Source organism: Cupriavidus ulmosensis, from assembly GCF_977008105.1.
In genome coordinates, this window is record NZ_CDRMWP010000001.1 from 3,232,135 (window position 1) to 3,256,651 (window position 24,517).

The 24,517-nt window shown below is 70.8% G+C and carries 27 protein-coding genes; 20 read left to right on the forward strand and 7 right to left on the reverse strand.

What is annotated here, in order from left to right:
* Nucleotides 1–10: 10 nt before the first annotated feature.
* Entirely contained in the window at nt 11–634 is a 624-nt protein-coding gene (locus ACWTPI_RS14885) for an FMN-binding negative transcriptional regulator (protein WP_454732023.1), read from the forward strand.
* On the opposite strand, the gene ACWTPI_RS14890 is transcribed toward ACWTPI_RS14885, so the two are convergent.
* Nucleotides 631–2,070 (reverse strand): CoA transferase, encoded by a 1,440-nt coding sequence (locus ACWTPI_RS14890; protein WP_029044430.1) that lies wholly within the window; start codon nt 2,068–2,070, stop codon nt 631–633. The two genes, ACWTPI_RS14885 and ACWTPI_RS14890, sit on opposite strands and share 4 nt — an antisense overlap.
* 319 nt (nt 2,071–2,389) lie before the next feature.
* Here ACWTPI_RS14890 and ACWTPI_RS14895 point away from each other — a divergent pair, with 319 nt between their 5' ends.
* The 7 genes from ACWTPI_RS14895 to ACWTPI_RS14925 all read left to right on the forward strand — a co-directional run bounded on the left by ACWTPI_RS14895 (nt 2,390) and on the right by ACWTPI_RS14925 (nt 7,253).
* Nucleotides 2,390–4,165 (forward strand): glutamine--tRNA ligase/YqeY domain fusion protein, encoded by a 1,776-nt coding sequence (locus ACWTPI_RS14895; RefSeq protein WP_020204583.1) that lies wholly within the window; start codon nt 2,390–2,392, stop codon nt 4,163–4,165.
* A gap of 4 nt (nt 4,166–4,169) precedes the next feature.
* Nucleotides 4,170–4,436, forward strand: a complete 267-nt coding sequence (locus ACWTPI_RS14900; RefSeq protein WP_454732024.1) for an RNA-binding S4 domain-containing protein — start codon at nt 4,170–4,172, stop codon at nt 4,434–4,436.
* A gap of 16 nt (nt 4,437–4,452) precedes the next feature.
* Nucleotides 4,453–4,836 (forward strand): MAPEG family protein, encoded by a 384-nt coding sequence (locus tag ACWTPI_RS14905; RefSeq protein ID WP_020204584.1) that lies wholly within the window; start codon nt 4,453–4,455, stop codon nt 4,834–4,836.
* A 45-nt stretch (nt 4,837–4,881) separates the two neighbouring features.
* On the forward strand, nt 4,882–5,478 hold the full coding sequence (locus tag ACWTPI_RS14910; RefSeq protein WP_454732025.1) for a YceI family protein: 597 nt from the start codon (nt 4,882–4,884) through the stop codon (nt 5,476–5,478).
* A 189-nt stretch (nt 5,479–5,667) separates the two neighbouring features.
* Complete coding sequence (locus tag ACWTPI_RS14915; RefSeq protein ID WP_020204586.1) at nt 5,668–5,979, forward strand: hypothetical protein; 312 nt, start codon at nt 5,668–5,670, stop codon at nt 5,977–5,979.
* A 233-nt stretch (nt 5,980–6,212) separates the two neighbouring features.
* On the forward strand, nt 6,213–6,761 hold the full coding sequence (locus tag ACWTPI_RS14920) for a YaeQ family protein (RefSeq protein WP_020204588.1): 549 nt from the start codon (nt 6,213–6,215) through the stop codon (nt 6,759–6,761).
* Between the two features lie 144 nt (nt 6,762–6,905).
* Nucleotides 6,906–7,253: an FKBP-type peptidyl-prolyl cis-trans isomerase gene (locus tag ACWTPI_RS14925; RefSeq protein WP_020204589.1), complete on the forward strand. Its 348-nt coding sequence runs from the start codon at nt 6,906–6,908 to the stop codon at nt 7,251–7,253.
* Between the two features lie 73 nt (nt 7,254–7,326).
* Here ACWTPI_RS14925 and ACWTPI_RS14930 read toward each other — a convergent pair whose 3' ends face one another.
* Entirely contained in the window at nt 7,327–7,647 is a 321-nt protein-coding gene (locus ACWTPI_RS14930; RefSeq protein ID WP_059411286.1) for a hypothetical protein, read from the reverse strand.
* A gap of 208 nt (nt 7,648–7,855) precedes the next feature.
* On the opposite strand from ACWTPI_RS14930, the gene ACWTPI_RS14935 reads away from it, so the two are divergent.
* Nucleotides 7,856–8,560: a gamma-glutamylcyclotransferase gene (locus ACWTPI_RS14935; protein WP_043366986.1), complete on the forward strand. Its 705-nt coding sequence runs from the start codon at nt 7,856–7,858 to the stop codon at nt 8,558–8,560.
* A gap of 26 nt (nt 8,561–8,586) precedes the next feature.
* Nucleotides 8,587–9,387, forward strand: a complete 801-nt coding sequence (locus ACWTPI_RS14940) for an ankyrin repeat domain-containing protein (RefSeq protein WP_454732026.1) — start codon at nt 8,587–8,589, stop codon at nt 9,385–9,387.
* 38 nt (nt 9,388–9,425) lie between these two features.
* On the opposite strand, the gene ACWTPI_RS14945 is transcribed toward ACWTPI_RS14940, so the two are convergent.
* Nucleotides 9,426–11,141 (reverse strand): long-chain fatty acid--CoA ligase, encoded by a 1,716-nt coding sequence (locus tag ACWTPI_RS14945; RefSeq protein WP_020204593.1) that lies wholly within the window; start codon nt 11,139–11,141, stop codon nt 9,426–9,428.
* 232 nt (nt 11,142–11,373) lie between these two features.
* Here ACWTPI_RS14945 and trxA point away from each other — a divergent pair, with 232 nt between their 5' ends.
* Together trxA and ACWTPI_RS14955 are read left to right on the forward strand one after the other, a co-directional pair.
* A complete protein-coding gene (gene trxA, locus ACWTPI_RS14950; protein WP_020204594.1) occupies nt 11,374–12,219 on the forward strand; it encodes a thioredoxin in 846 nt (281 codons plus the stop codon).
* 34 nt (nt 12,220–12,253) lie between these two features.
* Nucleotides 12,254–12,640 (forward strand): cupin domain-containing protein, encoded by a 387-nt coding sequence (locus tag ACWTPI_RS14955; RefSeq protein ID WP_020204595.1) that lies wholly within the window; start codon nt 12,254–12,256, stop codon nt 12,638–12,640.
* Nucleotides 12,641–12,661: 21 nt separating this feature from the next.
* On the opposite strand, the gene ACWTPI_RS14960 is transcribed toward ACWTPI_RS14955, so the two are convergent.
* Entirely contained in the window at nt 12,662–13,114 is a 453-nt protein-coding gene (locus ACWTPI_RS14960) for a bacteriohemerythrin (protein WP_059411283.1), read from the reverse strand.
* 180 nt (nt 13,115–13,294) lie between these two features.
* On the opposite strand from ACWTPI_RS14960, the gene ACWTPI_RS14965 reads away from it, so the two are divergent.
* The gene (locus ACWTPI_RS14965) at nt 13,295–13,873 is read left to right on the forward strand and encodes an AAA family ATPase (protein WP_454732027.1); all 579 of its coding nucleotides are present in this window, start codon (nt 13,295–13,297) and stop codon (nt 13,871–13,873) included.
* Between the two features lie 14 nt (nt 13,874–13,887).
* On the opposite strand, the gene tcdA is transcribed toward ACWTPI_RS14965, so the two are convergent.
* Nucleotides 13,888–14,796, reverse strand: coding sequence for a tRNA cyclic N6-threonylcarbamoyladenosine(37) synthase TcdA (gene tcdA / locus ACWTPI_RS14970; protein WP_454732028.1), 909 nt, complete (start codon nt 14,794–14,796; stop codon nt 13,888–13,890).
* Nucleotides 14,797–15,011: 215 nt separating this feature from the next.
* Here tcdA and ACWTPI_RS14975 point away from each other — a divergent pair, with 215 nt between their 5' ends.
* From ACWTPI_RS14975 to ACWTPI_RS14995, 5 genes are all read left to right on the forward strand, one after another.
* Nucleotides 15,012–17,207 carry an AsmA family protein gene (locus ACWTPI_RS14975; RefSeq protein ID WP_454732029.1) on the forward strand — a complete coding sequence of 732 codons (2,196 nt, stop codon included), beginning with the start codon at nt 15,012–15,014 and terminating at the stop codon, nt 17,205–17,207.
* A 270-nt stretch (nt 17,208–17,477) separates the two neighbouring features.
* Entirely contained in the window at nt 17,478–18,671 is a 1,194-nt protein-coding gene (locus ACWTPI_RS14980) for an MFS transporter (RefSeq protein WP_454732030.1), read from the forward strand.
* 131 nt (nt 18,672–18,802) lie between these two features.
* Complete coding sequence (pdxH, locus tag ACWTPI_RS14985; protein WP_020204601.1) at nt 18,803–19,441, forward strand: pyridoxamine 5'-phosphate oxidase; 639 nt, start codon at nt 18,803–18,805, stop codon at nt 19,439–19,441.
* Between the two features lie 214 nt (nt 19,442–19,655).
* On the forward strand, nt 19,656–20,888 hold the full coding sequence (locus ACWTPI_RS14990) for an SAM-dependent methyltransferase (RefSeq protein WP_020204602.1): 1,233 nt from the start codon (nt 19,656–19,658) through the stop codon (nt 20,886–20,888).
* 8 nt (nt 20,889–20,896) lie between these two features.
* Nucleotides 20,897–21,940 carry a DUF72 domain-containing protein gene (locus ACWTPI_RS14995; RefSeq protein ID WP_020204603.1) on the forward strand — a complete coding sequence of 348 codons (1,044 nt, stop codon included), beginning with the start codon at nt 20,897–20,899 and terminating at the stop codon, nt 21,938–21,940.
* 13 nt (nt 21,941–21,953) lie between these two features.
* Here the strand turns inward: ACWTPI_RS14995 and msrA are convergent, their stop codons facing one another.
* On the reverse strand, nt 21,954–22,508 hold the full coding sequence (msrA, locus tag ACWTPI_RS15000) for a peptide-methionine (S)-S-oxide reductase MsrA (protein ID WP_020204604.1): 555 nt from the start codon (nt 22,506–22,508) through the stop codon (nt 21,954–21,956).
* A 398-nt stretch (nt 22,509–22,906) separates the two neighbouring features.
* On the opposite strand from msrA, the gene ACWTPI_RS15005 reads away from it, so the two are divergent.
* Nucleotides 22,907–23,461, forward strand: a complete 555-nt coding sequence (locus tag ACWTPI_RS15005; RefSeq protein ID WP_020204605.1) for a flavin reductase family protein — start codon at nt 22,907–22,909, stop codon at nt 23,459–23,461.
* A gap of 17 nt (nt 23,462–23,478) precedes the next feature.
* Nucleotides 23,479–24,018: a MarR family winged helix-turn-helix transcriptional regulator gene (locus tag ACWTPI_RS15010; protein WP_454732031.1), complete on the forward strand. Its 540-nt coding sequence runs from the start codon at nt 23,479–23,481 to the stop codon at nt 24,016–24,018.
* Here the strand turns inward: ACWTPI_RS15010 and ACWTPI_RS15015 are convergent.
* The gene (locus ACWTPI_RS15015) at nt 23,996–24,478 is read right to left on the reverse strand and encodes an Lrp/AsnC family transcriptional regulator (RefSeq protein ID WP_020204607.1); all 483 of its coding nucleotides are present in this window, start codon (nt 24,476–24,478) and stop codon (nt 23,996–23,998) included. The genes ACWTPI_RS15010 and ACWTPI_RS15015 overlap by 23 nt on opposite strands.
* Between the last annotated feature and the right edge of the window lie 39 nt (nt 24,479–24,517).

Sequence of the window (24,517 nt, forward strand, 5' to 3'; positions counted from 1 at the left end):
TCACGCCCACATGTACCTGCCTTCCCACTTTGCCAGCACCGAAGCCGACGCCATCGACGACGTCATGCGCGGCTACCCGTTCGCCACCCTGGCCGGCAACGACGCCGACGGCGCCCCCTTCGCCACCCACCTGCCGGTGGTGGCCGAGCGCACCGGCGACACCTGGCGCATCGAGGGGCATATGGCGCGCGCCAATCCGCACTGGCGCTGGCTGGAGCAGACCCCGCGCGCGCTGCTGGTGTTCCAGGGCCCGCACGGCTACGTCTCGCCCGCGCTGTACGACCAGAAGCTGTCGGTGCCGACCTGGAACTACGTGGCGGTGCACGTCTACGCGGAAGTCACCACGCTCCACGACGCCGCCGACAAGGACGCGCTGCTCAAGCGCCTGATCGCGCAGCACGAGCCGGACTACGCCGCGCAGTGGCGCGGCCTGCCGGAGGACTTCCAGCAGAAGATGCTGGGCGCCATCGTCGGCCTGCGCATCGTGCCGACGCGCGTGGAGGCCAAGTTCAAGCTCAGCCAGAACCGGCCCGCCGCCGACCGCGAGCGCATCCTGGCCGCGCAGCGCGCCGGCACGCCGCTCGAGCGCGACATGGCGCAGTGGATGGCGCGCATGACCGGCGCGCAAGGCTAGGCGCGCGGCAGCCACGCGGGCGCGTGCGTGCCGAGCGGCACCGAAGGCAGCGCCCAGCGCGCGGGCGTCTGCGACAGCCGCGCCGCGTGCGACACCACCGTCAGTTCGCCAAACCCGGACGGCATGGTCTCCAGCAGGTCCCGCACGTCCTCGAAGCGCTGCTCCGGCTGGCGCAGCCCGCCCTCGACGCGGCCCAGGCCGCGCAGCCACTGGCCGGTCTGCGCCAGCGACACGCGCACGTGCCAGCTGCCGCCCTCGGTGGCGCGACGGTATAGCGCGGCCATCACGCCGAGCGCCAGCAGGTAGCCGGCGGCGTGGTCCAGCGCCTGGGCCGGCAGCGGCAGCGGTTCCGCGCTGCCGGCCGCCTGCGCCTCGGCATGGTTGAAGCCGGTCGCGGTCTGCACCAGCGAGTCGAAGCCGCGCCGGCCGGCCCACGGCCCCACGTGGCCGTAGGCGCTCAGCGTGGCATAGACGATGCCGGGCCGCGCGCGCGCGGCGGCTTCCGGCCCCACGCCGAGTTCGGCCAGCCCTTGCGGGCGGTAGCCCTGCACCAGCACGTCGGCGCCATGCAGCAGCTTGTGCAGGGCGCGCTTGTCGTCGGGGTCGCGCAGGTCGAGCTGGCAGGAACGCTTGCCGCGCCCGGTGTCGATCACCAGCGGCGCGATGAACGGCAGGTGCGCCGCCGTGACCAGCAGCACGTCGGCGCCGTGCGCGGCCAGCGTGCGCCCGGCCACCGGGCCGGCGATGATGCGGGTGAAGTCCAGCACGCGCACGCCGGCCAGCGGCCGGGCGCTCTCCGCCGGGAAAGCCGGCAAGGGCTGCGGCGGCGCCTCGCCGATGCGCTCGAGCACGAGCGGCGGCAGCCCGCGCAGGGCCTGCCCCTGCGGATGGCGGTCCCAGGCCTCGAAGCTGCGCAGGGCCGCCACCACGAGGCCGGCCTCGGCGGCGGCGGTCTCGAACGCCTCGGCCTCCCATTTCGACAGCGCCGCGCCGACCGCGGCCGGGTCGGGGCCGCAGCCGAGCAGGCGCAGCACGCCGTCGCGATGATGCGGGAAATTGGTGTGCAGGCGCACCCAGCCGCCGTCGCCGCAGCGGTAGAGGCCGCCGGTCCGGTCGCGGAATTCCGGCGCCGGCGCGCCGTTCACGCGCAGGTAGCGCTCGCTGCGGAACTCGGCCGCGGCATGGCGCATGTCCACCGCGACCTGCTGCGCGCCGCCGCCGCGCAACTGCCACAAGGCCGCCGCGGCCAGCGCCGCGGCGCCGATGGCCGCCTGCGCCGCGGTGCCCACGGCGAACGAGGAAGGCAGCACCGGATCGGCGCCGGCAAGCCGCAGCGCATCCGGCGCGGCGGGCGGCAGCCCGGCGGCCTGCCAGAGCCCGGCCACGGCTTCCTGCGGGGTCGGACGGGCGGCTGGAGTGACGGTCGAGGCGGGCATGGCGGCAAGGCTCCCGGAAAAGTGGATGGCGTTGACTCCATGCTAGGCCGAGCCGGACGTCTTGGGGACGTTTTGGGGACGTTTTGGGGCCGGTTCGAGGTCTCCCGGAGGTCCCGTTTTGGGGTCTTTTGCCGTCTTTTGCCACGCGCTCCGGCCGCCGCCCCGCATCCGCGCGCCGGGTTTCCACGATGCGCCGCGCAGGCACGGTAAAATCACGCGACCCGGCATTCCGCCATGCAATCGAGCAGCGCGGCGGGCCGCGCGCCGCTTCCCGGCGCGCGGGCCGCGCCTGCTGACGTAACCGCCCTCCGGCGCAACCATGAGCCACGACCCCAAAGCCAACGACAGCACCCCCGCCGCATCCAATTTCCTGCGCAGCATCATCGACCAGGACAACAACGCCGGCACCTATGCCGGCCGCCAGGATGCGCAGGGCCAGCCGTTGCCCACCGTCATCACCCGCTTCCCGCCGGAGCCCAACGGCTACCTGCACATCGGCCACGCCAAGAGCATCTGCGTGAACTTCGGCCTGGCGCGCGACTACGGCGGCCGCTGCCATCTGCGCTTCGACGACACCAACCCGGTCAAGGAAGACACCGAATACGTCGATTCCATCATCGACGCGGTGCACTGGCTCGGCTTCAGCTGGGACGCCACCGGCGCCGACGGCAGCAAGCAGCCGCACCTGTACTACGCCAGCGACTACTTCGACCGGCTCTACGCGTTCGCCGAGAAGCTGATCGAGCGCGGCGTGGCCTACGTCGACAGCCAGAGCGCCGAGCAGATCGCCGCCAGCCGCGGCGACTTCTCGCGCCCGGGCACGCCTTCGCCGTACCGCGACCGCGCCGCGGCGGAGAACCTGCAGCTGTTCCGCGACATGCGCGACGGCAAGTACGCCGACGGCGAGCACGTGCTGCGCGCCAAGATCGACATGAGCGCGCCCAACATCGTGATGCGCGACCCGGTGATCTACCGCATCCGCCACGCCCATCACCACCGCACGGGCGACAAGTGGTGCATCTACCCGATGTACGACTTCACGCACTGCATCTCGGACGCGCTGGAGAACATCACCCACTCGCTGTGCACGCTGGAGTTCGAGAACAACCGCCCGCTCTACGACTGGGTGCTGGCCCAACTGCGCGAATGCGGCGTGTTCCGCGACCCGCTGCCGCACCAGTACGAGTTCGCGCGCCTGAACCTGACCTACGCCATCACCAGCAAGCGCCGCCTGCTGCAGCTGGTCAACGAGCAGCGCGTGGACGGCTGGGACGACCCGCGCATGCCGACCATCGTGGGCGTGCGCCGGCGCGGCTACACGCCGGAATCGATCCAGACGTTCTGCGAGCGCATCGGCGTGGCCAAGTCCGACAGCTGGATCGACATGAGCACGCTCGAAGGCGCCGTGCGCGACGACCTCGACGCGCGCGCGCCGCGCAGCGTGGGCGTGCTGGACCCGCTCCGGCTGATCCTCGACAACTACCCCGAAGGCCAGAACGAGGAATGCTCGGCCCCGGTGCACCCGAAGCAGCCCGAGCTGGGCCGCCGCGTGTTCCCGCTCTCGCGCGAGCTGTGGATCGAGCGCGACGACTTCAGCGAAGCGCCGCCCAAGGGCTATTTCCGCCTGTTCGCGCCGAAGGACGGCAACCCGGGCAGCAAGGTGCGGCTGCGCTACGGCTACGTGATCGAATGCACGGGCGTGGACCGCGACGCCGACGGCAAGATCGTCGCCGTGCACGCGAACTACCTGCCGGACACCAAGAGCGGCACGCCGGGCGCGGACAGCGTCAAGGTCAAGGGCAACATCCACTGGGTCAGCGCGGCGCACGCCTACGAGGCCGAGGTGCGCCTGTACGACCGCCTGTTCAGCGACCCCAACCCGGATGCCGGCGGCAAGAATTTCCTCGATGCGCTGAACCCGGACTCCAAGAAGGTGGTCACAGCCTATCTGGAGCCGGGCCTGCAGCAGGCCGCCGCGGAGGACCGCTTCCAGTTCGAGCGCCACGGCTATTTCGTGGCCGACCGCGTCGATTCGAAGCCGGGCAAGCCGGTCTTCAACCGCATCGTCGGGCTCAAGGACAGCTGGGGCAAATAAGCGCATGCAGACCATCACCTTCCCGCTCGAGGGCGAGCACATCGCCCTCAACGACCTGCTCAAGGTGGCCGGCGTGTGCGACAGCGGCGGCGCCGGCAAGGCCCTGGTGGCGGCCGGCGAAGTCTCGGTCGACGGCGCCGTGGAATCGCGCAAGACCGCCAAGATCCGCGCCGGCCAGGTGGTCAGCGTGGCCGGCGTGAAGATCCGCGTGGTGGCCGCCCGAAGCGCGCCGCGCGGGGGCTTGCCTGGCGGGCCCCCGCGCGGGACATGACGACTGAGGAAATACGATGCCAATCGCATTCTGGTGCGTACTGCTGGCGGGCATCCTGCCCGTGACGACGGTGGCCATCGCCAAGGCGGGCGGGCGCGGCTTCGACAACCACGACCCGCGCGGCTGGCTGGAGCGGCAGGCCGGACGCGCGCGCCGCGCCGACCTGGCGCACCGCAACCACTTCGAAGCCTTTCCGTTCTTTGCCGCGGCGGTGCTGTCGGCCACCTACCTGCATGCGCCGGCGGCGCGCATCGACGAGCTGGCGCTGGTCTTCATCGCCGCGCGCGTGCTCTACACTGTGTGTTACCTGGCGGACCGCGCCACGCTGCGCACGCTGTGCTGGACCGTGGGCTTCCTCTCGGTGATCGGCATCTTCCTGCTGCCGGTGTTCGTCCACTAGCGCCGCCCGGCAACCGGCCGGTTCACCAGAGAAGAGGCCCGCGCCATGCCGAAGCTTCCCGCCTTCACGCGCGCGCTGTGCCTGCTGGCCGCGCTGCCCTGCGCGGCGCAGGCCGCCCCCGCCGACTACGCGGTCGATCCCACCCACACCGCGGTCTACTTCGCCGCCAGCCACTTCGAGCGCACCTCCGTGCGCGGGCGCTTCGGCAAGATCGACGGCCGCATCAGCTACGACGAAGCCACCGGCGCCGGCGGCATCGACTTCACGGTCAATGCCGATTCGGTCGACTCGGGCAACCGCACGCTCGACGGCATCCTGCCGTCGGCGCAGTTCCTCGACGCGCAGAACTTCCCCGTGGTGCGGCTGCGCGCCAGCCGCTTCATCCGCGACGGCGAGCGCCTGGCGGCGGTGGAGGGCGAGCTGACGCTGCACGGCGTCACCCAGCCGGTGCGGCTCGAGGCGCAGCGCTTCAGCTGCGGCGAGATCTCGCTGTTCGGCATCAGGCGCCACGTGTGCGGCGGCGACTTCCGCGCCGTGATCTCGCGCAGCGCGTTCGGCATGACGCGCTTCCTGCCCGACGTCGGCGACGCCGTGACGCTCTCGATCTCGGTGGAGGCCTCGCCCGGCAAGCCGGCCGAGTGATCCGCCGGGTGACAGGCGCGCCATTCGCGCCGTGCCGCTCGCCGCGCAACATCGCCGGATGTCGCCGGATGTCGGCCAAGGGACACCTTGGCGCCCGCTTTCTTCTGTAAAATCAGCGGTTTGCGGTTTTTCGGCCGGCCCTTTCCTCCTGGCTTCCCGGCCCTTGCCTGAACGGGGACGATTGACAAGATGACGATGATCGACGTCGGCGACGTGGTGGCGGCCTCGCTGGCCGCGGCGGGCGCCTGCCTGGTGTGCAGCATTCCCGCGGCCTTCCTGCGCCGCTTTCCGGCGTGGGCGCTGCGCACCTACGGCCGGCGCGCGCTGCTGGCGCCGCTGCTGACGCTGGCGGTGGCAAGCTGGCTGGCGGGGCTGGCCATGTCCGGGCAGATCGACACCCCGGCCGGCCATGCGATGGTGGTCGCGGCGGCCTTCCTGTGCCTGCAGCTGGCCGCGGCGCTGCTGCGTTTCTACCTCGGCGAATACCGCAAGACCCGCTGAGGCAAGCCCGTTTGAGGCAAAACGCCGCGATCGCGCCCCGGCGCTGCGCGATCGGGGCCGGCGGCACGGCGATCGCGCCCGGCATCGTCGCGCGCGCCGTGGGAGCGGCCTGAGCGGCGCGCCCGCGGATTCACGTATCATGCGGCCTTTCGCCTTGCGCGCCACGCCGTGCGGCCCCGGTGCGCGGCGCCCGTGCACCACCCCTGCACCACCCCATTGCGCAGCAACCTCACATGGCTCTCAAATCCACCATCTACAAGGCCGAGCTTTCCGTGTCCGACATGGACCGGCCGTATTACGGCAGCCACGCGCTGACCATCGCCAAGCACCCGTCGGAAAACGACGCGCGCATGATGGTGCGCCTGCTGGCCTTCGCCTGCGAAGCCAGCGAAGCGCTCACCTTCACGCGCGGCCTGGACGAGCCCGACGAGCCGGACCTGTGGGAAAAGACCCTGACCGACGAGATCGAGCACTGGATCGAGCTGGGCCAGCCCGACGAGTCCCGCCTCAAGCGCGCCGCGGCGCGCGCGCGCCGCGTGACCGTGTTCACCTACAATGGCGCAAGCGCGCGCGAATGGTGGAAGGGCATGGCGGGCAAGGCCGGCAAGCTGCGCAACGTGACCATCTACAATGTGCCGGCCGAAGCGGTGGACGCGCTCGCCGCGCTGGCCCAGCGCGCCATGCGGCTGTCGGTGACGATCCAGGACGGCGAGATCTGGGTCAGCGACGACGACCACAACGTGCGCATCACCCTCGACGTCCTGCAGCGCGCGGCGGGCTGAGCCCGCGCGGCGCCGGCATCGCCAGCACCACCAGCACGCACCACCAGCACCATCGCGCAGTACCCCGTTCGCCCGGGACCGCCAGCCACGCGCGGGCGGCCCCGGTACCGTGACACTCCCTGAGACACTACAAGGAAGCCAATCATGAATACGACTCCCTCCGGCCTGCAATACGAAGACACCGTCACCGGCGAAGGCGCCGAAGCCACCGCCGGCAAGCATGTCACGGTGCACTACACCGGCTGGCTCTACGACAACGGCCAGGCCGGCCGCAAGTTCGACTCGAGCAAGGACCGCAACGACCCCTTCGTGTTCCCGCTGGGTGCCGGCCACGTCATCCGCGGCTGGGACGAAGGCGTGCAGGGCATGAAGGTCGGCGGCACGCGCCGCCTGGTCATCCCGGCCGAGCTCGGCTACGGCGCGCGCGGCGCCGGCGGCGTGATCCCGCCGAACGCCACGCTGCTGTTCGAGGTGGAACTGCTGGCGGTCTGAGCGCCGGCCAGCGCCGCGCAGAAAAAAGGGACGCCCGCGGGCGTCCCTTTTTGCTTCCGGGCGCCGGCCGCGGTCAGAAGCTGATGGCGGCGTTGCCCACGTCGACACGCACCTTGTCGCGGTCGAGCAGGCGCGCGGCGTGGCGCGCGTAGTCCTGGGCCCAGGCGGCGTCGTCGGCGAAGCGCTGCTCGCCCGAGAACTTGGCCACGTTGAGGATCTTGTCGATCACCAGCACCTTGCCCACCGGGCTGGAAGCCTGGCAGTCGAGCTCGGCGTATTCGCGGTCGAACCAGCGCCAGCCGGCCTCCTCGGTGACGGCGGCCAGTTCGGCGTCGCCGATGGTGAAGCCGAATTCCTTGCCGGTGCCGAAGGCCACCGTGAGCGTGCGCGCCATAGCCTGTTCTCCTGGGTTGATGCGGTATTGTAAGGACTTGTCCGGCGCCGCCGCCACCGTGCGCGGTCAAGTCCGTGCGATTTCGCCGGCCCTGCCGCCATGCCGACCGTTGTCTGCCGCACACAGCCAGTTGAGCGTTGCGGCGATTTCTGCCTGCCATGTGGTTTCCTTGCCGCCTGAAACGCAGCTTTGGATTATGCTTGCAGGCATGGCCATCACCCGACAAGATCTCGAAACGGATCGGCTGCGTGCTTCTCTTTGCAGCACGCCGGTGGCTTCCTCGCTACTCCCGGAAGCCGCATTCGAAGGCTCCCTGCGCGCCACGCTGGACCAGCGCCCGGACACGCCCGCGCTAGCCGGCGATGTGTGGGTGTTCGGCTACGGCTCGCTGATCTGGAACCCGATGGTGGTGCACACCGACCGCCAACTGGCCACCGTGCACGGCTACCACCGCGGCTTCTACTTGTACTCGCGCATCAACCGCGGCACCTGGGACAGCCCCGGCCTGGTGCTGGGGCTCGACCGCGGCGGCTCGTGCCACGGCGTGGCGTTCCGCATCCCCCATGACATGATCGAGCAGGAATTCCGCCTGCTGTGGCGCCGCGAGATGCTGACCGGCGCCTACCACCCGCGCTGGCTCAACGTGAAACTGGCCGGCAGCGCGCCGCAGCCGGCGCTGGCCTTCGTCATGAACCGCGGCCACGAAGCCTATGCCGGGCGCCTGCCCGACGAGCGCGTGGTGGCCTGCCTGCGCCACGCCGCCGGCCTGTACGGCCCGGCGCGCGAATACCTGCAGCAGACCCTGCTCGGGCTGGCCACCAACGGCGTCGACGATCCCTATCTCGGCCGGCTGTGGCGCCAGTTGCAGGACACCGATGCCGCAAGCGGGCCTGCCGCCGGCACGGCCGCCTGATCCGGACCTATCCAGGAATCCACCCGATGCCGCGCCCCGCCGCCCGCCCCCGCCGACTGGTACTGGCCGAAGTGCTGGGGCTGACCGGGTTGCTGATGGGCGGCGCGCTGCTGGCCGGCCCGGGCGGATCGAGCCTGGCGGCGCGCCCCGCCGGCGGCGCGGCGTCCCATGCCGCGTCCCGCTCGCAGGCACCCGCGGGCACCGCGGCGTCCGGCCCGCGCGAGGGCGTGGGCGCGCTCGATCGCAACCTGATCGCCGCGGCCATGCAGGGCGACCTCGAACTGGTCAAGCGCCTGCTTGCCGCCGGCGCCTCCGCGCAGGCCACCGACGAGCGCGGCCGCAGCGCCTTGCTGGTGGCGGTGGACAGCCGCCACACCGAGGTCGCCAAGACCCTGGTGGCGGCCGGCGCCAACGTCAACCGCAAGGACATCGACGCCAACAGCCCCTTCCTGCTGGCCGCCGCCACCGGGCAGCTCGAGATGGTGCAGCTTTCGCTGGCGCACGGCGCCGACCTCGCCAGCACCGACAGCAACGACAGCACGGCGCTGATCCTGGCCAGCCAGCATGGCAATACCGAGGTGGTGAAAGTGCTGCTCAAGGCCGGCGTGCCGGTCGACCACGTCAACCGGCAGGGCTGGACCGCGCTGCTGGAAACCATCGTCATGGGCGACGGCAGCGCGCGCTACGAAGACACCGTGCAACTGCTGCTCGACGCCGGCGCGGACGCCAACCTGGCGGACCGCGACGGCACCAGCCCGACGCGGCACGCGCGCGAGCGCAGCTACAAGACGATGGTAAAGATGCTGGTGCGCGCGCGCGGGCACTGAAGGCCGCCCCGCGCGCGGCGGGCGTCAGGCGGCAAGCATCAGGCCGCCGGCCGGGCCGCATCGTCGCGCGCGTTCTCGCTTTCCTGCAGCTGGCGCCACATCACCTTGCCGGTGCCCGACTTGGGCAGCGCGTCGACGAACTCCACCACGCGCGGGTACTTGTAGGCCGCCATGTTCTCCCTGGCCCATTCGATGATGTCCTCGGGCGTGGTCTTGCCGCGGGCATCGGTCTTGAGCACCACCACCGCCTTGACGGTCTCGCCGCGGTAGGCGTCGCGCGTGCCGATGATGCAGGCTTCCTGCACGGCCGGATGCTTGTACAGCAGGTTCTCCACCTCGGCCGGCCACACCTTGAAGCCGGAGGCGTTGATCATGCGCTTGAGGCGGTCGGTCAGGAAGTAGTAGCCCTCCTCGTCCATGCGCCCGAGGTCGCCGGTGCGGAAGAAGGTCTTGCCCTCGAACTCGATGAAGGCGTCGCGCGTGGCGTCCGGCTTGCCCCAGTAGCCCTTGAACACCTGCGGGCCGCACACGATGATCTCGCCGGTTTCGTTGGGCGGCAGCTCGGCCAGCGTGACCGGGTCGATCACGCGCGCGTCGGTGTTGAAGGTGGGCACGCCCAGGCATTGCAGCTTGGGGCGGTCGCTCGGGTTGCCGTGGGTCGGCGCCATCGTCTCCGACAGGCCGTAGCCTTCCAGGTAGTTCAGGCCGAACTGCTGGTGCAGCCGCTCGGCCACCGCCTGCGGCATGGCCGCGCCGCCGCCGCCGATGTAGCGCAGGCTCGACAGGTCGAACTGGGCCAGGTTGGGGCTGCCGAGGAAGTCGATCACCATCGTCGGGATGTTGGTCCAGTGCGTGACCTTGTAGCGCGAGATCAGGCGCCCCGCCACCTCGCGGTCCCAGCGCGGCAGCATCACCACGGTGGCGCCGCTGTAGATCGGGCCGTTCATGCCGTACTGCATGCCGGTGACGTGGAACAGCGGCAGCACCGACAGGATGGTCGATTCCGCGCCGCTGCCGCTCCAGGTGCTGCCGCCGATCACGTTGTGCATGACCGTGCGGTGGGTGTGGATGCAGCCCTTGGGAAAGCCGGTGGTGCCCGAGGTGTACGGCATCACCGCCATGTCGTCGGGGCCGGCGGTGTGCGGCGCCGGCACCCGCTGCGCGGCGAGGACCCGCGACCACGGCGTGGCGCCGGCCGGCAGCGGGTGCTCGGCGGTGAGCCAGGCCGGCGGCGCGTCCTCGGGGTTCTCGTAGCTGGCCGGCAGCGCGTCGCCGTACTGCGTGACCAGCATGTGCCGCAGGCGCTGCGCCTCGGGCAGCTCGGCGCTGGCCTGTTCGGCGCCGGCGGCGAGGTCGGCGCTGCAGATCGCCACGCGCGCCTGCGCGTCGCTGATGTAATGCTTGAATTCCTCGGTGCGGTTCATCGGGTTGACCGGCACCACCACGGCGTCGGCGCGCAGGATGGCGTAGTAGCCGATGATGAACTGCGGGCAGTTCTGCATGTAGAGCAGCACCCGGTCGCCCTTCTTCACGCCGGCTTCCTGCTGCAGCCAGCCGGCCACCGCGCTGGCCTGCGCCTCGAGCTGGCGGAAGGTGATGGCGTTGCCGAAATAGCGGATGGCCGCCTTGTCGGCGTAGCGGTGCGCGGAAACCACCAGGTTGTACCAGAGCGAGGTCTCCGGCGACACGATCTCGGTAGGAACGCGCTTGGGCCAGAACTGGAAATGCGGGCGCGCGGGCTGGTGGGTCTGCATGGAACGTCTCCTGTGCGGTCTGTCCGACCTGATCTTGGATACCAGCCAAGCAATATAACCGAACGACCGTTCTATTTTCAATCCATCGCTTACCCTTGCCCGTCCACCTTATTCATCCGCCTTGCCCGTCCGCCTTTGCGCGCCACGCTGTTGCAATCGGCCGCATCCGCCCCCAACTAGCCCCCGTATGGCCCCGGCATGCGCGGGGCTTCCCTTCTAGCGAGACCAAGTCATGAGCGACGTAACCCTGCAGAATTTCGAGGCGGACGTGATCGAGACATCGCGTCACATCCCGGTGCTGGTGGATTTCTGGGCGCCCTGGTGCGGCCCGTGCAAGACGCTGGGACCGATGCTGGAGAAGCTCGAAGCGGAGGCCGGCGGCAAGTGGCGGCTGGCCAAGGTCAACGTGGACGAGAACCAGGATCTCGCCGCGCACTTCGGCGTGCGCAGCATCCCGCATGTGGTGGCCTTCGTGGACGGCCAGGCGGTGGACCAGTTCACCGGCGTGCTGCCGGAGTCGGGCCTGCGCGAGTTCCTCGCGCGCGTGATGCCGGACCCGGGCCAGACCGCCCTGCGCGCCGCGCGCGACGCGCTCGCCGCCGGCGACCGCGAAGCCGCGCGGGCGGCGTTCCAGGCGGCGCTGGCCTTCGATCCCGGCTTCGACGCGGCGCGGCTCGAGTACATCGGCTTCCTGCTCGACGGCGACGCGCTGGAGCAGGCCGAGACCGAGTTCGGCATGCTGTCGCGCGGCGCGTCGCAGGAAGACGGCTTCGCGGCGCTGCGCACCCGGCTCGAAGCCATGCGCGGCGTGGCCGAACTGCCCGACACGGCCACCCTGGCCGCACGCGTGGCGGCCGCGCCCGGCGACCTGCGCACGCGCCTGGACCTGGCCCGCGCGCTGATCGCGCACCGGCAGTACGAGCCGGCGCTGGAACAGCTGCTGGCCATCGTGCGGGCCGACCGCGGCTTCGAGGAGGACATCGGGCGCGTCACCATGCTGTCGGTGTTCGCGCTCATGGGCGACCAGCCCGAGGCGGTTTCGCGCTGGCGCCGGCAACTGGCCTCGGTGCTGAATTAAACTGGCGGGCCCGACCTTCCTGCCCGCCCTAGCCGTGACCGCTGCCGCCCTGCCCCGCCTGGCCGATTTCCGCGCCGACCCCGCCCCCAGCCACGACCGTCCGCGCCCGGACCGGCTCGTGGCGGGCAATCCCGAGCGCACCACCTGGACGCACTACAGCGCCGGCCAGGGTGACTTCGACTGCGGGGTGTGGGGCTGCGAGCCGGGCGCGTGGCGCATCGCCTTCCCGGCGGGCAAGGAGGAATTCTTCCACGTCATCAGCGGACGCATCCGCATCAGCGACGACGCGGGCAACGCGCGCGAGTTCGGGCCCGGCGACGCCTGCGTGATCCCGGCCGGCTTCACCGGCCTGTTCGAGGTGCTGGAAACGGTGCGCAAGCACTTCGTGGTGCTCGACCGCGCGGCCGCCGGCGGCGGCTGAAGCGCCGCGGCGCGGCCGTCTTCAGGCGGCCTGCCCGTCGGGCGCCTCGATCAGCGTGAAGCCGTGCTCGCGCATGTAGCCGACCATCATCGCGTCCATCGACCTCACGTGCTGGTCGAACCAGCCGGGCAGTTCGGACACCAGCCGCCGGCCCAGCGTCACGTCGCCCTCGGCGACCTTGACGCGCACCGCGTCGGCCACCGCCAGCACCTGCTGGTGCTCGCCGCGGTGGCAGTGCTGCGGGCCGAAGTTCATGGCTTCCATCCACGTTTCTTCCTGGCCGAAATGATGGCGCGTGTGCTCGATCCACTCGTCCAGCGCGGCCAGGAAACCGTCGTCCGCGGCGCGCGCGGCGGCATCGAGCAATTGCACGAATTCTTCATGGGTGGCGTCGGTCACCGGCTCGCCGAGCAGCAGCTCGGGCGCAAGGGCGGCGCGGCTCGGCGCGGGGACATCCGTGGCGTGATCGGTCATGTCTGGAGAAGCGAGGCAACGAAGGAATCGGCTGGCCGGCCCCGCGCCCGCGGCGCGAAGTCCGGCCCCAGCCGAGAGCATACCGAATCCGCCGCGGCGCGGACTGATCCAGGACAAACCGGCGCGCGGGTTATGCTGGCGGCTGGCTTTCCACCGCCGCGGGCTCCGCCCCGCCTTCCCATGCCCCGACTGCTCTTCTTCTGCGGCCATGCCGGCACCGGCAAGACCACCCTGGCCCACCGCCTGATCGGCCCGCTCATGCAGGCCACCGGCGAGCCGTTCTGCCTGCTCGACAAGGACACCCTGTACGGCAGCTACAGCGCCGCCGCGATGGGCGCGCTGACCGGCGACCCCAACGACCGCGACAGCCCCACCTACCTCAAGTACCTGCGCGACGCCGAATACCACGGCCTGCTCGACACCGCGCGCGAGAACCTCGCGCTGGGCATCAGCGTGATCGTGGTCGGGCCGCTGTCGCGCGAGGTGCGCGACAACCGGCTGCACGATCCGGCATGGCTGCGCGTGCCCGCCGGCACCCAGGTGCGCACGGTGTGGGTCCACCTGCCCGAGGACGAGGCGCACGCGCGCATCGTGCGGCGCGGCAACCCCAACGATGCCTACAAGCTCGCGCACTGGGAGGACTACCGCGCGCGGCGCTTCATGCCGGCGCCGGAGCAGCACCCCGAGCTGCGCTATTTCGACAACACCGCGCCGGGCGAGGGCGAGCTAGCGGCCCTGCTGGCGGCGCTGGCCGCCTAGCGCGGGCGCGCGGCTCACTCGGGGGCGGCGGGCTCGGTCAGCGCGGTGAGCGCGCCCAGCACGCTGGCGGCGGCGACCATGCCGAACACCGCCGTGACCGCCACCGACGAGCCGAAGCCGGCGCAGGCCAGGCCCTGCGGGCCGGCGGGCGCGATCGCGGGCGCGTCGGCCGGGGCTTCGTCGATCTCGCAGGCCTGCTGCTCGGGTTCGGGATAGCGCAGCGGCTCGTCGGAGAAGACCGCGTCGATGCCGAACTTGCGCTTGGGATTGCGCGGCCAGCCCCAGTCCTGGCGCACGCGGGAGCGCACCTTGGCCAGCAGCGGGTCTTGCACCGTGCGCGAGAAATCGACCACGCGGATGCGGGTCGGGTCGAGCTGGCCGCCGGCGCCGCCGCAGGTGATGATGCGCCGCCCGGTGCGGCGCGCCCAGCCCAGCATGGCGACCTTGACCTTGACCGAATCGATCGCGTCGATGATGTAGTCGTGTCCGCCGAGCAGCTCGGCGACGTTGTCCTCGGTGACGAAGTCGTCCACCTCGGTCACGCGGCAGCGCGGGTTGATCTGCACCATGCGCTCGGCCATCGCCTGCACCTTGGCGCGGCCGTAGGCATCGCCCAGCGCGTGGATCTGGCGGTTGGTGTTGGACAGCGCGATGTGGTCGAGGTCGATCAGCGTGACGCGGCCGACCGCGTTGCGCGCCAGCGCCTCGGCCGCCCAGCTGCCCACGCCGCCGATGCCGACCACGCACACGCTGGCCGCCTCCAGCCGCGCCAGGCCGGCCGCGCCGTACAGCCGCGCCACGCCGCCGAAGCGGCGGTGGTAGTCGTCGTCGGCCGGGCTCTCGTGCGTCAGCGCCGGCGGCAGCTGCGCCAGTTCCGGGGAGGCGAAAGGGGCCGGGGAGGTTTCCGGGACGAGGTGGCTCATGGATAGGATCGAGGCTTGCTGAAGGAGGGCCGCCGGCGGGCGGACGCGGGCGGACTGGCCGTCCAGGCGCCGCCTGCGTCACCCTGTCAGCCTGGCGCCGACAGGAGAACGCGGCGCGCAACTATACAATACCTGACAACAGTGGTCCGGCCGCCGCATCGCCCCACCCCCGGGGCCGGCGCCGCGGCCACCCGCCCGACCAGGACGACAATCCCATGCCCGTGCGCCGCAAGGCCGTTCTCTGGAGTGTACTGACGCCGCTGGCGCTGGTGGCCATCGTGGTCGTGGTCGTCCTGACCTTCGACTGGAACCGCCTCAAGCCGTGGCTCAACCAGCGCGTGTCCGAGGCCATCGGCCGGCCTTTCGCCGTCAACGGCGACCTCACGCTGACCTGGCGCAGCGCGCAGGGCGAGACCGGCTGGCACACCTGGGTGCCGTGGCCGCGGCTGTCGGCCGCCGACATCACGATCGGCAACCCGGACTGGGCGCGCGAGCCGAACTTCGCCACCGTGCGCGAGCTGATCTTCGTGCTGCGCCCGCTGCCGCTGCTGTCGCGCCAGATCTCGATCTCCACCATCGTGGTCGACAGCCCGGCCGTGTGGCTCGAGCGCCTGGCCGACCAGCGCAACAACTGGACCTTCGCCACGCCGGCCAGCAAGCAGCCGTCCGAGTGGCGGCTCGACATCGGCGAGGTGGCGCTGGCGCAGGGCGACCTGAGCCTGTCCGACCAGGTGCTGAAGCTCGAGATGCAGGCACGCCTGGACACCATCGGCGACAGCCCGCTCTACGACAAGGCCCGCGACGGCGCGCTCACCGGCGCGGCGGCCCCGGGCACCGCCGGCGCCACGGCGGCAGCGCCCGCCAGCCAGCGCTACGGCCTGCGCTGGAAGGCCACCGGCCGCTACCACGACGCCACCATCAGCGCCAGCGGCAAGGCCGGCACGGTGCTGAGCCTGCGCGACGCCAACGTGCCGTTCCCGGTGCAGGCCGATGCGCGCGTCGGCAACACGCGCGCGGTGGTGGAAGGCACGCTCACCAACCCGGCCCATCTCGGCGCGCTCGACGTCAACCTGCAATTGTCCGGTGACAACATGGCCCGGCTGTACGCGCTCACCGGCATCGTGCTGCCCAGCACGCCGCCCTACGAGACGCGCGGGCGGCTGGTGGCCACGCTGCGCAAGGGCGCCTCGGCGTACCGCTACGACAAGTTCAGCGGGCGCGTGGGCGGCAGCGACCTGAGCGGCACGCTCAGCTACGCCCAGCGCCAGCCGCGTCCGCTGCTGTCGGGCGAGCTGGAATCGAGCCAGCTGCGCTTCGAGGACCTGGCGCCGCTGATCGGCGCCGACGCCAGGCCCGGCGGCGCGGCCGCGGACAGCACCGTGCGCCAGCCCGCCGACAAGGCACTGCCGGTGGCGCCGTTCCGCACCGAGCGCTGGGACAGCATCGACGCGGACGTGAAGTTCACCGGCAAGCGCATCGTGCGCACCGCCGACCTGCCGATCACCGATCTCGTCACCCACCTCAAGCTCGACGACGGCCTGCTCACGCTGGACCCGCTCGACTTCGGCATCGCCGGCGGCAACCTGGTGTCGACGCTGCAGCTCAACGGCAAGCGCGCGCCGCTGGCCGCCACCATCGACATGAAGGCGCGCCATCTCAAGCTCAAGCAGCTGTTCCCGAAATTCGAGTCGATGCGCGCCAGCATCGGCGAACTCAACGGCGCCGCGCGGCTCAGCGCCACCGGCAACTCGGTGGCGGCCCTGCTCGGCAGCGCCAACGGCGAAGCCAAGCTGCTGGTGGAAAACGGCACGGTGAGCAAGTTCGTCCTGGAGGCGATGGGCCTGAACGTGGGCAGCGTGGTGATCTCGAAGCTGTTCGGCGACAAGCCGGTGCGGATCAACTGCGGCGTGAGCGACGTCAGCTTCACCAACGGCCTGGCGCGCGCGCGCACCTTCGTGCTCGACACGCAGGACGCCGTGATCGACACCACCGGCGCGGTCGACCTGGCCAGCGAACGGCTCGCGCTGACCATCCGGCCGGACTCGAAGGGCCTGCGCATCTTCTCGCTGCGCTCGCCGCTCTACGTGGGCGGCACGCTCAAGAAGCCCACGGTCAGCCCCGACATCGGCGTGCTGGCCCTGCGCGCGGGCGGCGCGGTGGCGCTGGCGCTGGTGGCGCCGGTCGGCGCCGCGGTGCTGCCGCTGATCGATCTCTCCGGCGGCGGCGAGGAGTCCCAGTGCGGCAAGCTGCTGGCGCAGGTGCGCAAGCGCCCGCTGGCGCCGCCGCCGGGCCAGGCCTACCGCGAGCCGGCCAGCGGCGGCGCCGGCCCCGTGCCATCGGGCGAGGGCGCGGGCGCTGCCGGCGCGCCGGCGCGGCCGGCGCCCGACGCCTCGCTGCACCAAGGCGGCTGACCGCCGCGCACCATCGCGGTGGCGCCACCGTTGCCCGTGCGCGACACCCGCGCACGCATCGACGCAATTTCGCAACACTTTCGCCACGCTGGTGCAGAGAACCGTTGTCTATCGCACACGCCGCTCGCATAATTAAACGGCCATTTACAACGAAGTCTTCAATAGATGGCGCATTGCGGACCTCTGCGAGTGATCGTGGCGTCCTTCTCAGGGTGCGGTTTCGGCCGCACTTGTTTTTCTCCCGGATTCCCCCAAAGCCCCCGCCCGCGCATGACGCCGCTACACGCCACCGTTCCGCCGATCAGCTGCCTGATCGCGCTCACGGTGTGCAACCACGTGGCTTTCAATGCCAGCCGCGTGGTGGTGTCGCTGTTCGCGCTGTCCCTCAAGGCCTCCACCGTCACGCTCGGCATCCTGATGTCGCTCTATGCGCTGCTGCCGATGCTGCTGGCCATCCATGCCGGCAAGCGCATCGACGAGATCGGCCCGCGCAAGCCGCTCATGGCCGGCTCGCTGATGGTGCTCGCGGGCACGCTGCTGCCGGCGCTGTGGCCGGGCATCGCGGCGCTCTATCTTTCGTGCGCGCTGATCGGCGTGGGCTTCATGCTGGTGCAGGTGGCCATGCAGCTGCTGATCGGCCAGATCTCCAGCGACGGCACGCGGCTGCGCAACTACACGCTGCACGCGCTCGGGCTGTCGTTCTCCGGCACGCTGGGGCCGGTGGTGATGGGCTACATGATCGAGCACGCGGGCTTCCGCCCGGCTTTCTTCACGCTGGTGGCGGTGGCCGCGGCGGGGCTGGCCGGCCTGCAGCTGGTGCGCCACCGCCTGCCCGCGCGCGGCGCCCGGGCCGCGCGCAACGCCATCGTCGACGGCAGCCGCAGTTCCACGCTGGGCCTGCTGGCGCACCCCGAGCTGCGCGCGGTGTTCATCGCCAGCGCGGTGCTGTCGGCCGCGTGGGACCTGCATGCCTTCCTGATCCCGATCCAGGGCACGCGCGTGGGGCTGTCGCCGTCGTCGATCGGCTGGGTGCTGGGCGCGTTCGCCATCGCCACCTTCGCCATCCGCGTGGCGATGCCGCTGGTGTCGCGCCGGCTGTCGGAATGGAAGGTGATCCGCGGCGCGCTGCTGCTCGGCTCGGTGGCCTACCTGCTCTATCCCTTCGTCGCGCAGTTCTGGCTGATGTGCTGCCTGGCGTTCCTGCTCGGGCTGGCGCTGGGCAGCGCGCAGCCCAACGTGATGAACATCCTGCACGCGGCCTCGCCGAGCGGGCGCGCCGGCGAGGCGCTGGGGCTGCGCTCGGCCGTGCTCAATACCAGCCAGGTGGTGTGGCCGCTGACCTTCGGCGTGGTCGGCACCGCGCTCGGCATGCTGCCGATCTTCCTGTCGATGGCGGGCGCGATGGGCGTGGCCGGCTACTACTCGCGCGGGGATGCACGCAAGCTGCCGCCGCCAGCGGCCTGACGATGGCAACGCGAGGGCTTGCGCGTGCGCAAATGCGGCCGGGTGCGCTTTCGCTATACTCGAATCAGGCGCGCCGCCGGTGCCGGGCAGGCCTGCCCGGCGCGGCACGCAGACTTGATACCTGATCCGACATGACCCAACTTGCCGACCTCCGCCGCACCTACGTGCTCGGCTCGCTCTCCGAGTCCGACGTGGCGACCGATCCCATCAGCCAGTTCCAGCGCTGGTTCGACGAAGCCATCCATGCCAAGCTGCCCGAGCCCAACGCGATGACGCTGGCCACCGTCGACACCGACGGCCAGCCGTCCGCGCGCATCGTGCTGCTCAAGGGCATGGACGCCAGCGGCTTCACCTTCTTCACCAACTACGAAAGCCGCAAGGGCCTGGACATGGCCGGCAACCCGCGCGCGGCGCTGCTGTTCCACTGGGTGCAGCTCGAGCGCCAGGTGCGCGTGGAAGGCACCGTGGAAAAGGTCAGCGATGCCGAGAGCGATGCCTATTACGCCTCGCGCCCGCTCGGCTCGCGCCTGGGCGCGTGGGCGTCGGAGCAGAGCCGCGAGGTCGCGGACCGCGCGGTGCTGGAGCAGCGCGAGGCGGATTTCCGCGCCAGGTTCGGCGACAACCCGCCGCGGCCGGCCCACTGGGGCGGCTATCGCCTGGTGCCGTCGCGCATCGAATTCTGGCAGGGCCGGCCGTCGCGCCTGCACGACCGCATCGCCTACCGGCTGCAGGCGGACGGCGCGTGGCAGATCGTGCGGCTGTCGCCGTGAGCCGTTGAACGGCGGCTGAATAGCGGCTGAATTGTCCGGGCGGCCAGGCGGCCGCGGCCCCGCGCGCATCGGGGCCGCGCACTGCACAAAATTGGGAATTGTCGTAAAGTGAGTCATCGGCACTTCCGCGAGGAAGACGCCATCGTGTGCAGGCCCAGCCTGCCCGCTGCTGAGGTTCGAGGAGTGTGCCGCAACCGCCAATTTGGGAGGCCGCATGTTTTTCAAGCAAGCACTGGACAAGCAACTGGATCACTGGATCGCCGATCTGCGCGAGCGAGCCAACCTCCCGGTCAAGCTGCGATTATGGAACGGCAACGAGTATCCGCTCGGCCGTTTCGAGCAGCCCGCGGTCACGCTGACGGTCCGCGAGGCGGGCGCGCTGCCGCTGCTGCTCACGCCGAGCCTCGACAACCTCGGCGAAGCCTACGTGCAGGAGAAGATCGACCTGGACGGCAAGCTCAGCGACATCATCGCCGTGGCCTACCGCTTCTCCGCCGCCGCCAGCGCGCAGGCCGGCGGCGCGCTGGCCCGCGTGGCGCAGCACTTCGCCCACACCAAGGCCGCCGACAAGGCCTCGATCCAGTACCACTACGACGTCTCCAACGCGTTCTACGCGCTCTGGCTCGATCCGGCGATGGTCTATTCCTGCGCCTACTTCGAGAACGGCGACGAGGACCTCGCCACCGCGCAGCGCAAGAAGATCGACCACATCCTGACCAAGATCCGCCTGCAGCCCGGCCAGACCCTGCTCGACATCGGCTGCGGCTGGGGCGCGCTGGTGCTGCGCGCGGCGCAGAAGTTCGGCGCGCGCTGCGTGGGCATCACGCTGTCGCAGAACCAGTTCGACCTGGCCACCGAGCGGGTCAGGCAGGCGGGCTTGTCGGACCGCATCGAGATCCGCCTGCAGGACTACCGCGACACCGCCGGCACGTTCGACCGCATCACCAGCGTCGGCATGTTCGAGCACGTCGGCAAGGACAACCTGCCCGGCTACTTCAAGCGCATGCGCGAGCTGCTGGCCGACGACGGCTTCGCCATGAACCACGGCATCACCTCGCCCGATCCCGAGAGCGGCGCCACGCCGATGGACGGCTCCGAATTCATGGACCGCTACGTGTTCCCGCAGGGCGAGCTGCCGCACATCGGCATGGTGCTCAACACGCTCCAGCGCGGCGGCCTGGAAGCCACCGACGTGGAGCTGATGCGCAACCACTACAACCGCACGCTGCACCACTGGGCGGACAACTTCGAGGCGCAGGGTGATACCATCCGCGCGATGGTGGGCGAGAAGAAATACCGCATCTGGCGCGTCTACCTGGCGGGCTGCGCGCACGCCTTCGATACCGACCAGATGTCGATCTACCAGGTGGTCTGCCACAAGGCCGGCCTGCCCTCGCAGAGCCTGCCCTGGTCGCGCCGCTACATCTACGACAAACCGCTGGACTGAAAACCCGCTTGACTGAAGACCTGTTCGGCGGCCTGCCGGAAACACCCGTGCCGGCCGCCGCGCCGGCGGCGCGCCCCGCACGCGGAAAAAGCGTGCAGGCGCCGCCGCCCGATCCCGCCCTCCTCGCACTGGCCGAACGCCTTCCCGCCGGCCTGCATCTCGGTACCTCGTCGTGGTCCTACGGCGGCTGGAACGGCCTGGTCTACCAGGGCGAATACAGCGACAGCCTGCTCTCGCGCAAGGGCCTGGCCGCCTATTCGCAGCATCCGCTGCTGCGCGCGGCCGGCATCGACCGCGGCTTCTACGCGCCGATTCCGCTGGCCGACTACGTTGCCTACGCGGCCCAGGTGCCCGCGCATTTCCGCTTCCTGACCAAGGCGCCCGCCAGCATCTGCGATCCGTGGCTGCGCACCGCCGAGGGCGCGGGCCGGCTGGCCAACGCCAGCTTCCTGAACGCGGAGATCGCCGCGCGCGACTTCATCGGCCCGGCCACCGCGGGGCTCGGCGAGAAATGCGGCCCGCTGCTGTTCCAGCTTTCGCCGCTGGGCGCGATGGCCGCGGACGGCGCCGGCTTCCTGGCGCGGCTCGACGCCTTCCTCGGCGCGCTGCCCGCGCTCGATGCCGGCGCCAATCCGCATGCGTGCTACGCGGTGGAGCTGCGCGACGCATCCCTGCTCACGCCGCGCTTCATCAAGCTGCTGCGCGCGCGCGGCGTGCGCTTCTGCCTGTCGGCGCGCGAGCGCATGCCGCCGGCCGAGCGCCAGTTGCCGGCGCAGGCGCTGATGGACGAAGGCATGCCGGGGCCGCTGGTGCTGCGCTGGATGCTGCATGCGGGCTTCGCCTACGAGCAGGCCGAATCGCGCTACGCGCCGTTCGACCGGCTGCTGGACGAGGACCCGCACACGCGCGCGGTGATCGCCGAACAGGTGGTCCGCACGCTGCGCGCGGGCCAGCCCGCCTACGTGATCGTGAGCAACAAGGCCGAGGGCTGCGCGCCGCTGAGCTGCGTGCGGCTGGCCGAGGCCATCGCCGAGCGGCTGGCGCGCGACTGAGCGCGCCGGCGGATCAGCGCACCAGCAGGTGCGCGAACTTCTGCCGGAACTTGGCCAGCTTGGGCGAGATCACGAACGAGCAATAGCCCTGGGTCGGATGGGTCTGGTAGTAGTTCTGGTGGCCTTCCTCGGCGCGCCAGTACGGCTGGCCCGGCTCGATCTGCGTCACCAGCGGGGCGTCGTACAGCTTTTGCGCGGTCACTTCGCGCATCACGTACTCGGCCGTCGCGCGCTGCGGCTCCGAATGGGTGAAGATCACCGAGCGATACTGCGGGCCGACGTCGTTGCCCTGCCGGTTGAGCGTGGTCGGGTCGTGGATGGCGAAGAAGATCTCCAGGATCTCGCGGTACTTGATCACCGAGGGGTCGAACGTCACGCGCACCACTTCGGCGTGGCCGGTGTCGCCGTCGCAGACCTGCTCGTAAGTCGGATGGTTCACGTGGCCGCCGGTATAGCCCGATTCCACCGCCCGCACGCCCCTGACCTGCTGGTAGACCGCTTCCAGGCACCAGAAGCAGCCGCCGCCCAGGGTGGCGACCTCGCGCTCGCTTTCCAACTCTTTTTCCATCTTGTTCTCTCCGGCTCCGACGGTGGATTCAACTAGCATACTCGTTCGGCGCATCTCATGCCGCCCCGGCGCGCCCGCGGCGGCATGGCGGCAAGCCGTCCCCGCCGGGACGCATGCGGAGCGTGGCCGCGGTCATGCGTTTCCCGTCATGTGTCCGTGTTCCCGGCTAGGCAGCGGCGCCGGCCCGGACAACGCCACACTGGCGGGTCGGGATTGGGACTCCGCTACAATCCCCACGGCCTGTCCGGCCGGCAGGGCGCCGGGTCCGGGGGCACGCCGCCGCCTTGGTGCGCCAGCCCACCGATGCGCCGCGCCGGACGCCTTAGCTTGTACTTGTGCTTCTCGTCGCCGGCGCAAATAATATATGAAATTTCATGGATTCAAGTGGAGCCCGCGCTATGGGCATGCCTGAAGCCACGCCGCGCACCGTCGGCAAGGCTGCCTCTCCCGATTTCGACACGCTGCACTTCCGGCGCACGCTGTCCCAGTTCGCCACCGGCGTGACGGTCATCACCACGCGCGCGGGCCCCGGCTCGCCGCCGGGCGCGCCGTTCGTCGGCATCACCGCCAGCTCGTTCAACTCGGTTTCGCTCGATCCGCCGCTGGTGCTGTGGAGCATGGCCACGCGCGCCAACAGCCTGCCGATGTTCCGCGACGGCTCGCACTACATCATCAATGTGCTGTCGGACTCGCAGCTGGACCTGTGCCAGCGCTTCGCCACGCTCAAGGGCGACCGCTTCGCCGGCGTGGACTACCGCCTGTCCGAGACCGGCCTGCCGATCCTGGCCGATGCGCTGGCCTGGTTCGAATGCCACAACCGCAGCCGCTACGACGAAGGCGACCACGTGATCTTCGTGGGCGAGGTCGAGCGCTGCGGCGTGCACGGCCTCGCCGGCGGCCCGCTGGTGTTCCACGACGGCCGTTTCGGCACCACCCGCCCGCTCGCCGACTGAGGCGCCGGGCGCGCGCCATGACGCAACCGCAGCCATCTCCGCCGCCACCGCCGCCACCGCCGGCGGGCGCCTTCGTCGACGGCTACCTGCCCTACCTGCTGGCGCGCGCGAGCCACCTGATGGCGGACGAGTTCCACCGGCAGGTGGAGGCCGCCGGCCTCTCGATCCCCGCATGGCGCGTGCTGGCCGCGCTGGCCGACCGGCCCGAATGCACCATCGGCGCGCTGGCCGATCTCACCCTCGCCAAGCAGCCCACCCTGACCAAGCTGATCGGCCGCATGGAGGCCGGCGGGCTGGTCGCGCGCCGCAACGGCGCGCGCGACCGCCGCCACGCGCTGGTTTCCATCACCGCGCGCGGCCGGGCCTGCGCGCGCGCCCTGCTCGCGCAGGCGGCGGGGCACGAGCGCCGGATGCTCGACGATTTCGGCCCGGCGCAGGCCGACCAGCTCAAGGACGCGCTGCGCCGCCTGATCGCGCTGCACGCGCCGCGCGAGGCGGCGCCCAGACAACGCGCACGCGGCGCGCAGGCAACGCTCAAGCGCCCGGCGCGCCCTTGATCACCGCCAGCGGCGAACCGTCGGTCTTGATCTTCTGCAGCACGATGTTGGAGCGGATGTCCATCACGCCCGGCGTGCGGTACAGCCGGTTGACGATGAAATCCGAGTAGTGCTTGAGGTTGCGCGCCTGCACCTTGAGGATGTAGTTGCTGTCGCCGGTGATGATGTAGGCCGACACCACCTCGGGCCACGCCTGCACCGCCGCGTTGAAGGTATCGTGCCAGCCCTCCACGTCGTGCCGCATCGACACCTGCACGATGGCCTCGATCTCCAGCCCGAGCTGCTCGGCGTCGAACCACGCGCGGTAGCCGCCGATCACGCCGCTTTCCTCCAGCAGCCGCACGCGGCGCAGGCACGCCGACGGCGACAGCGCCACGCGGTCGGCCAGATCCTGGTTGCTGATGCGCCCGTTCTCCTGGAGGCAGGCCAGGATGCGCAGATCGGTAGGGTCCAGGTTCATTTCGCAGATTCTTTCCACATTCTCGTATTCGGTGAAATT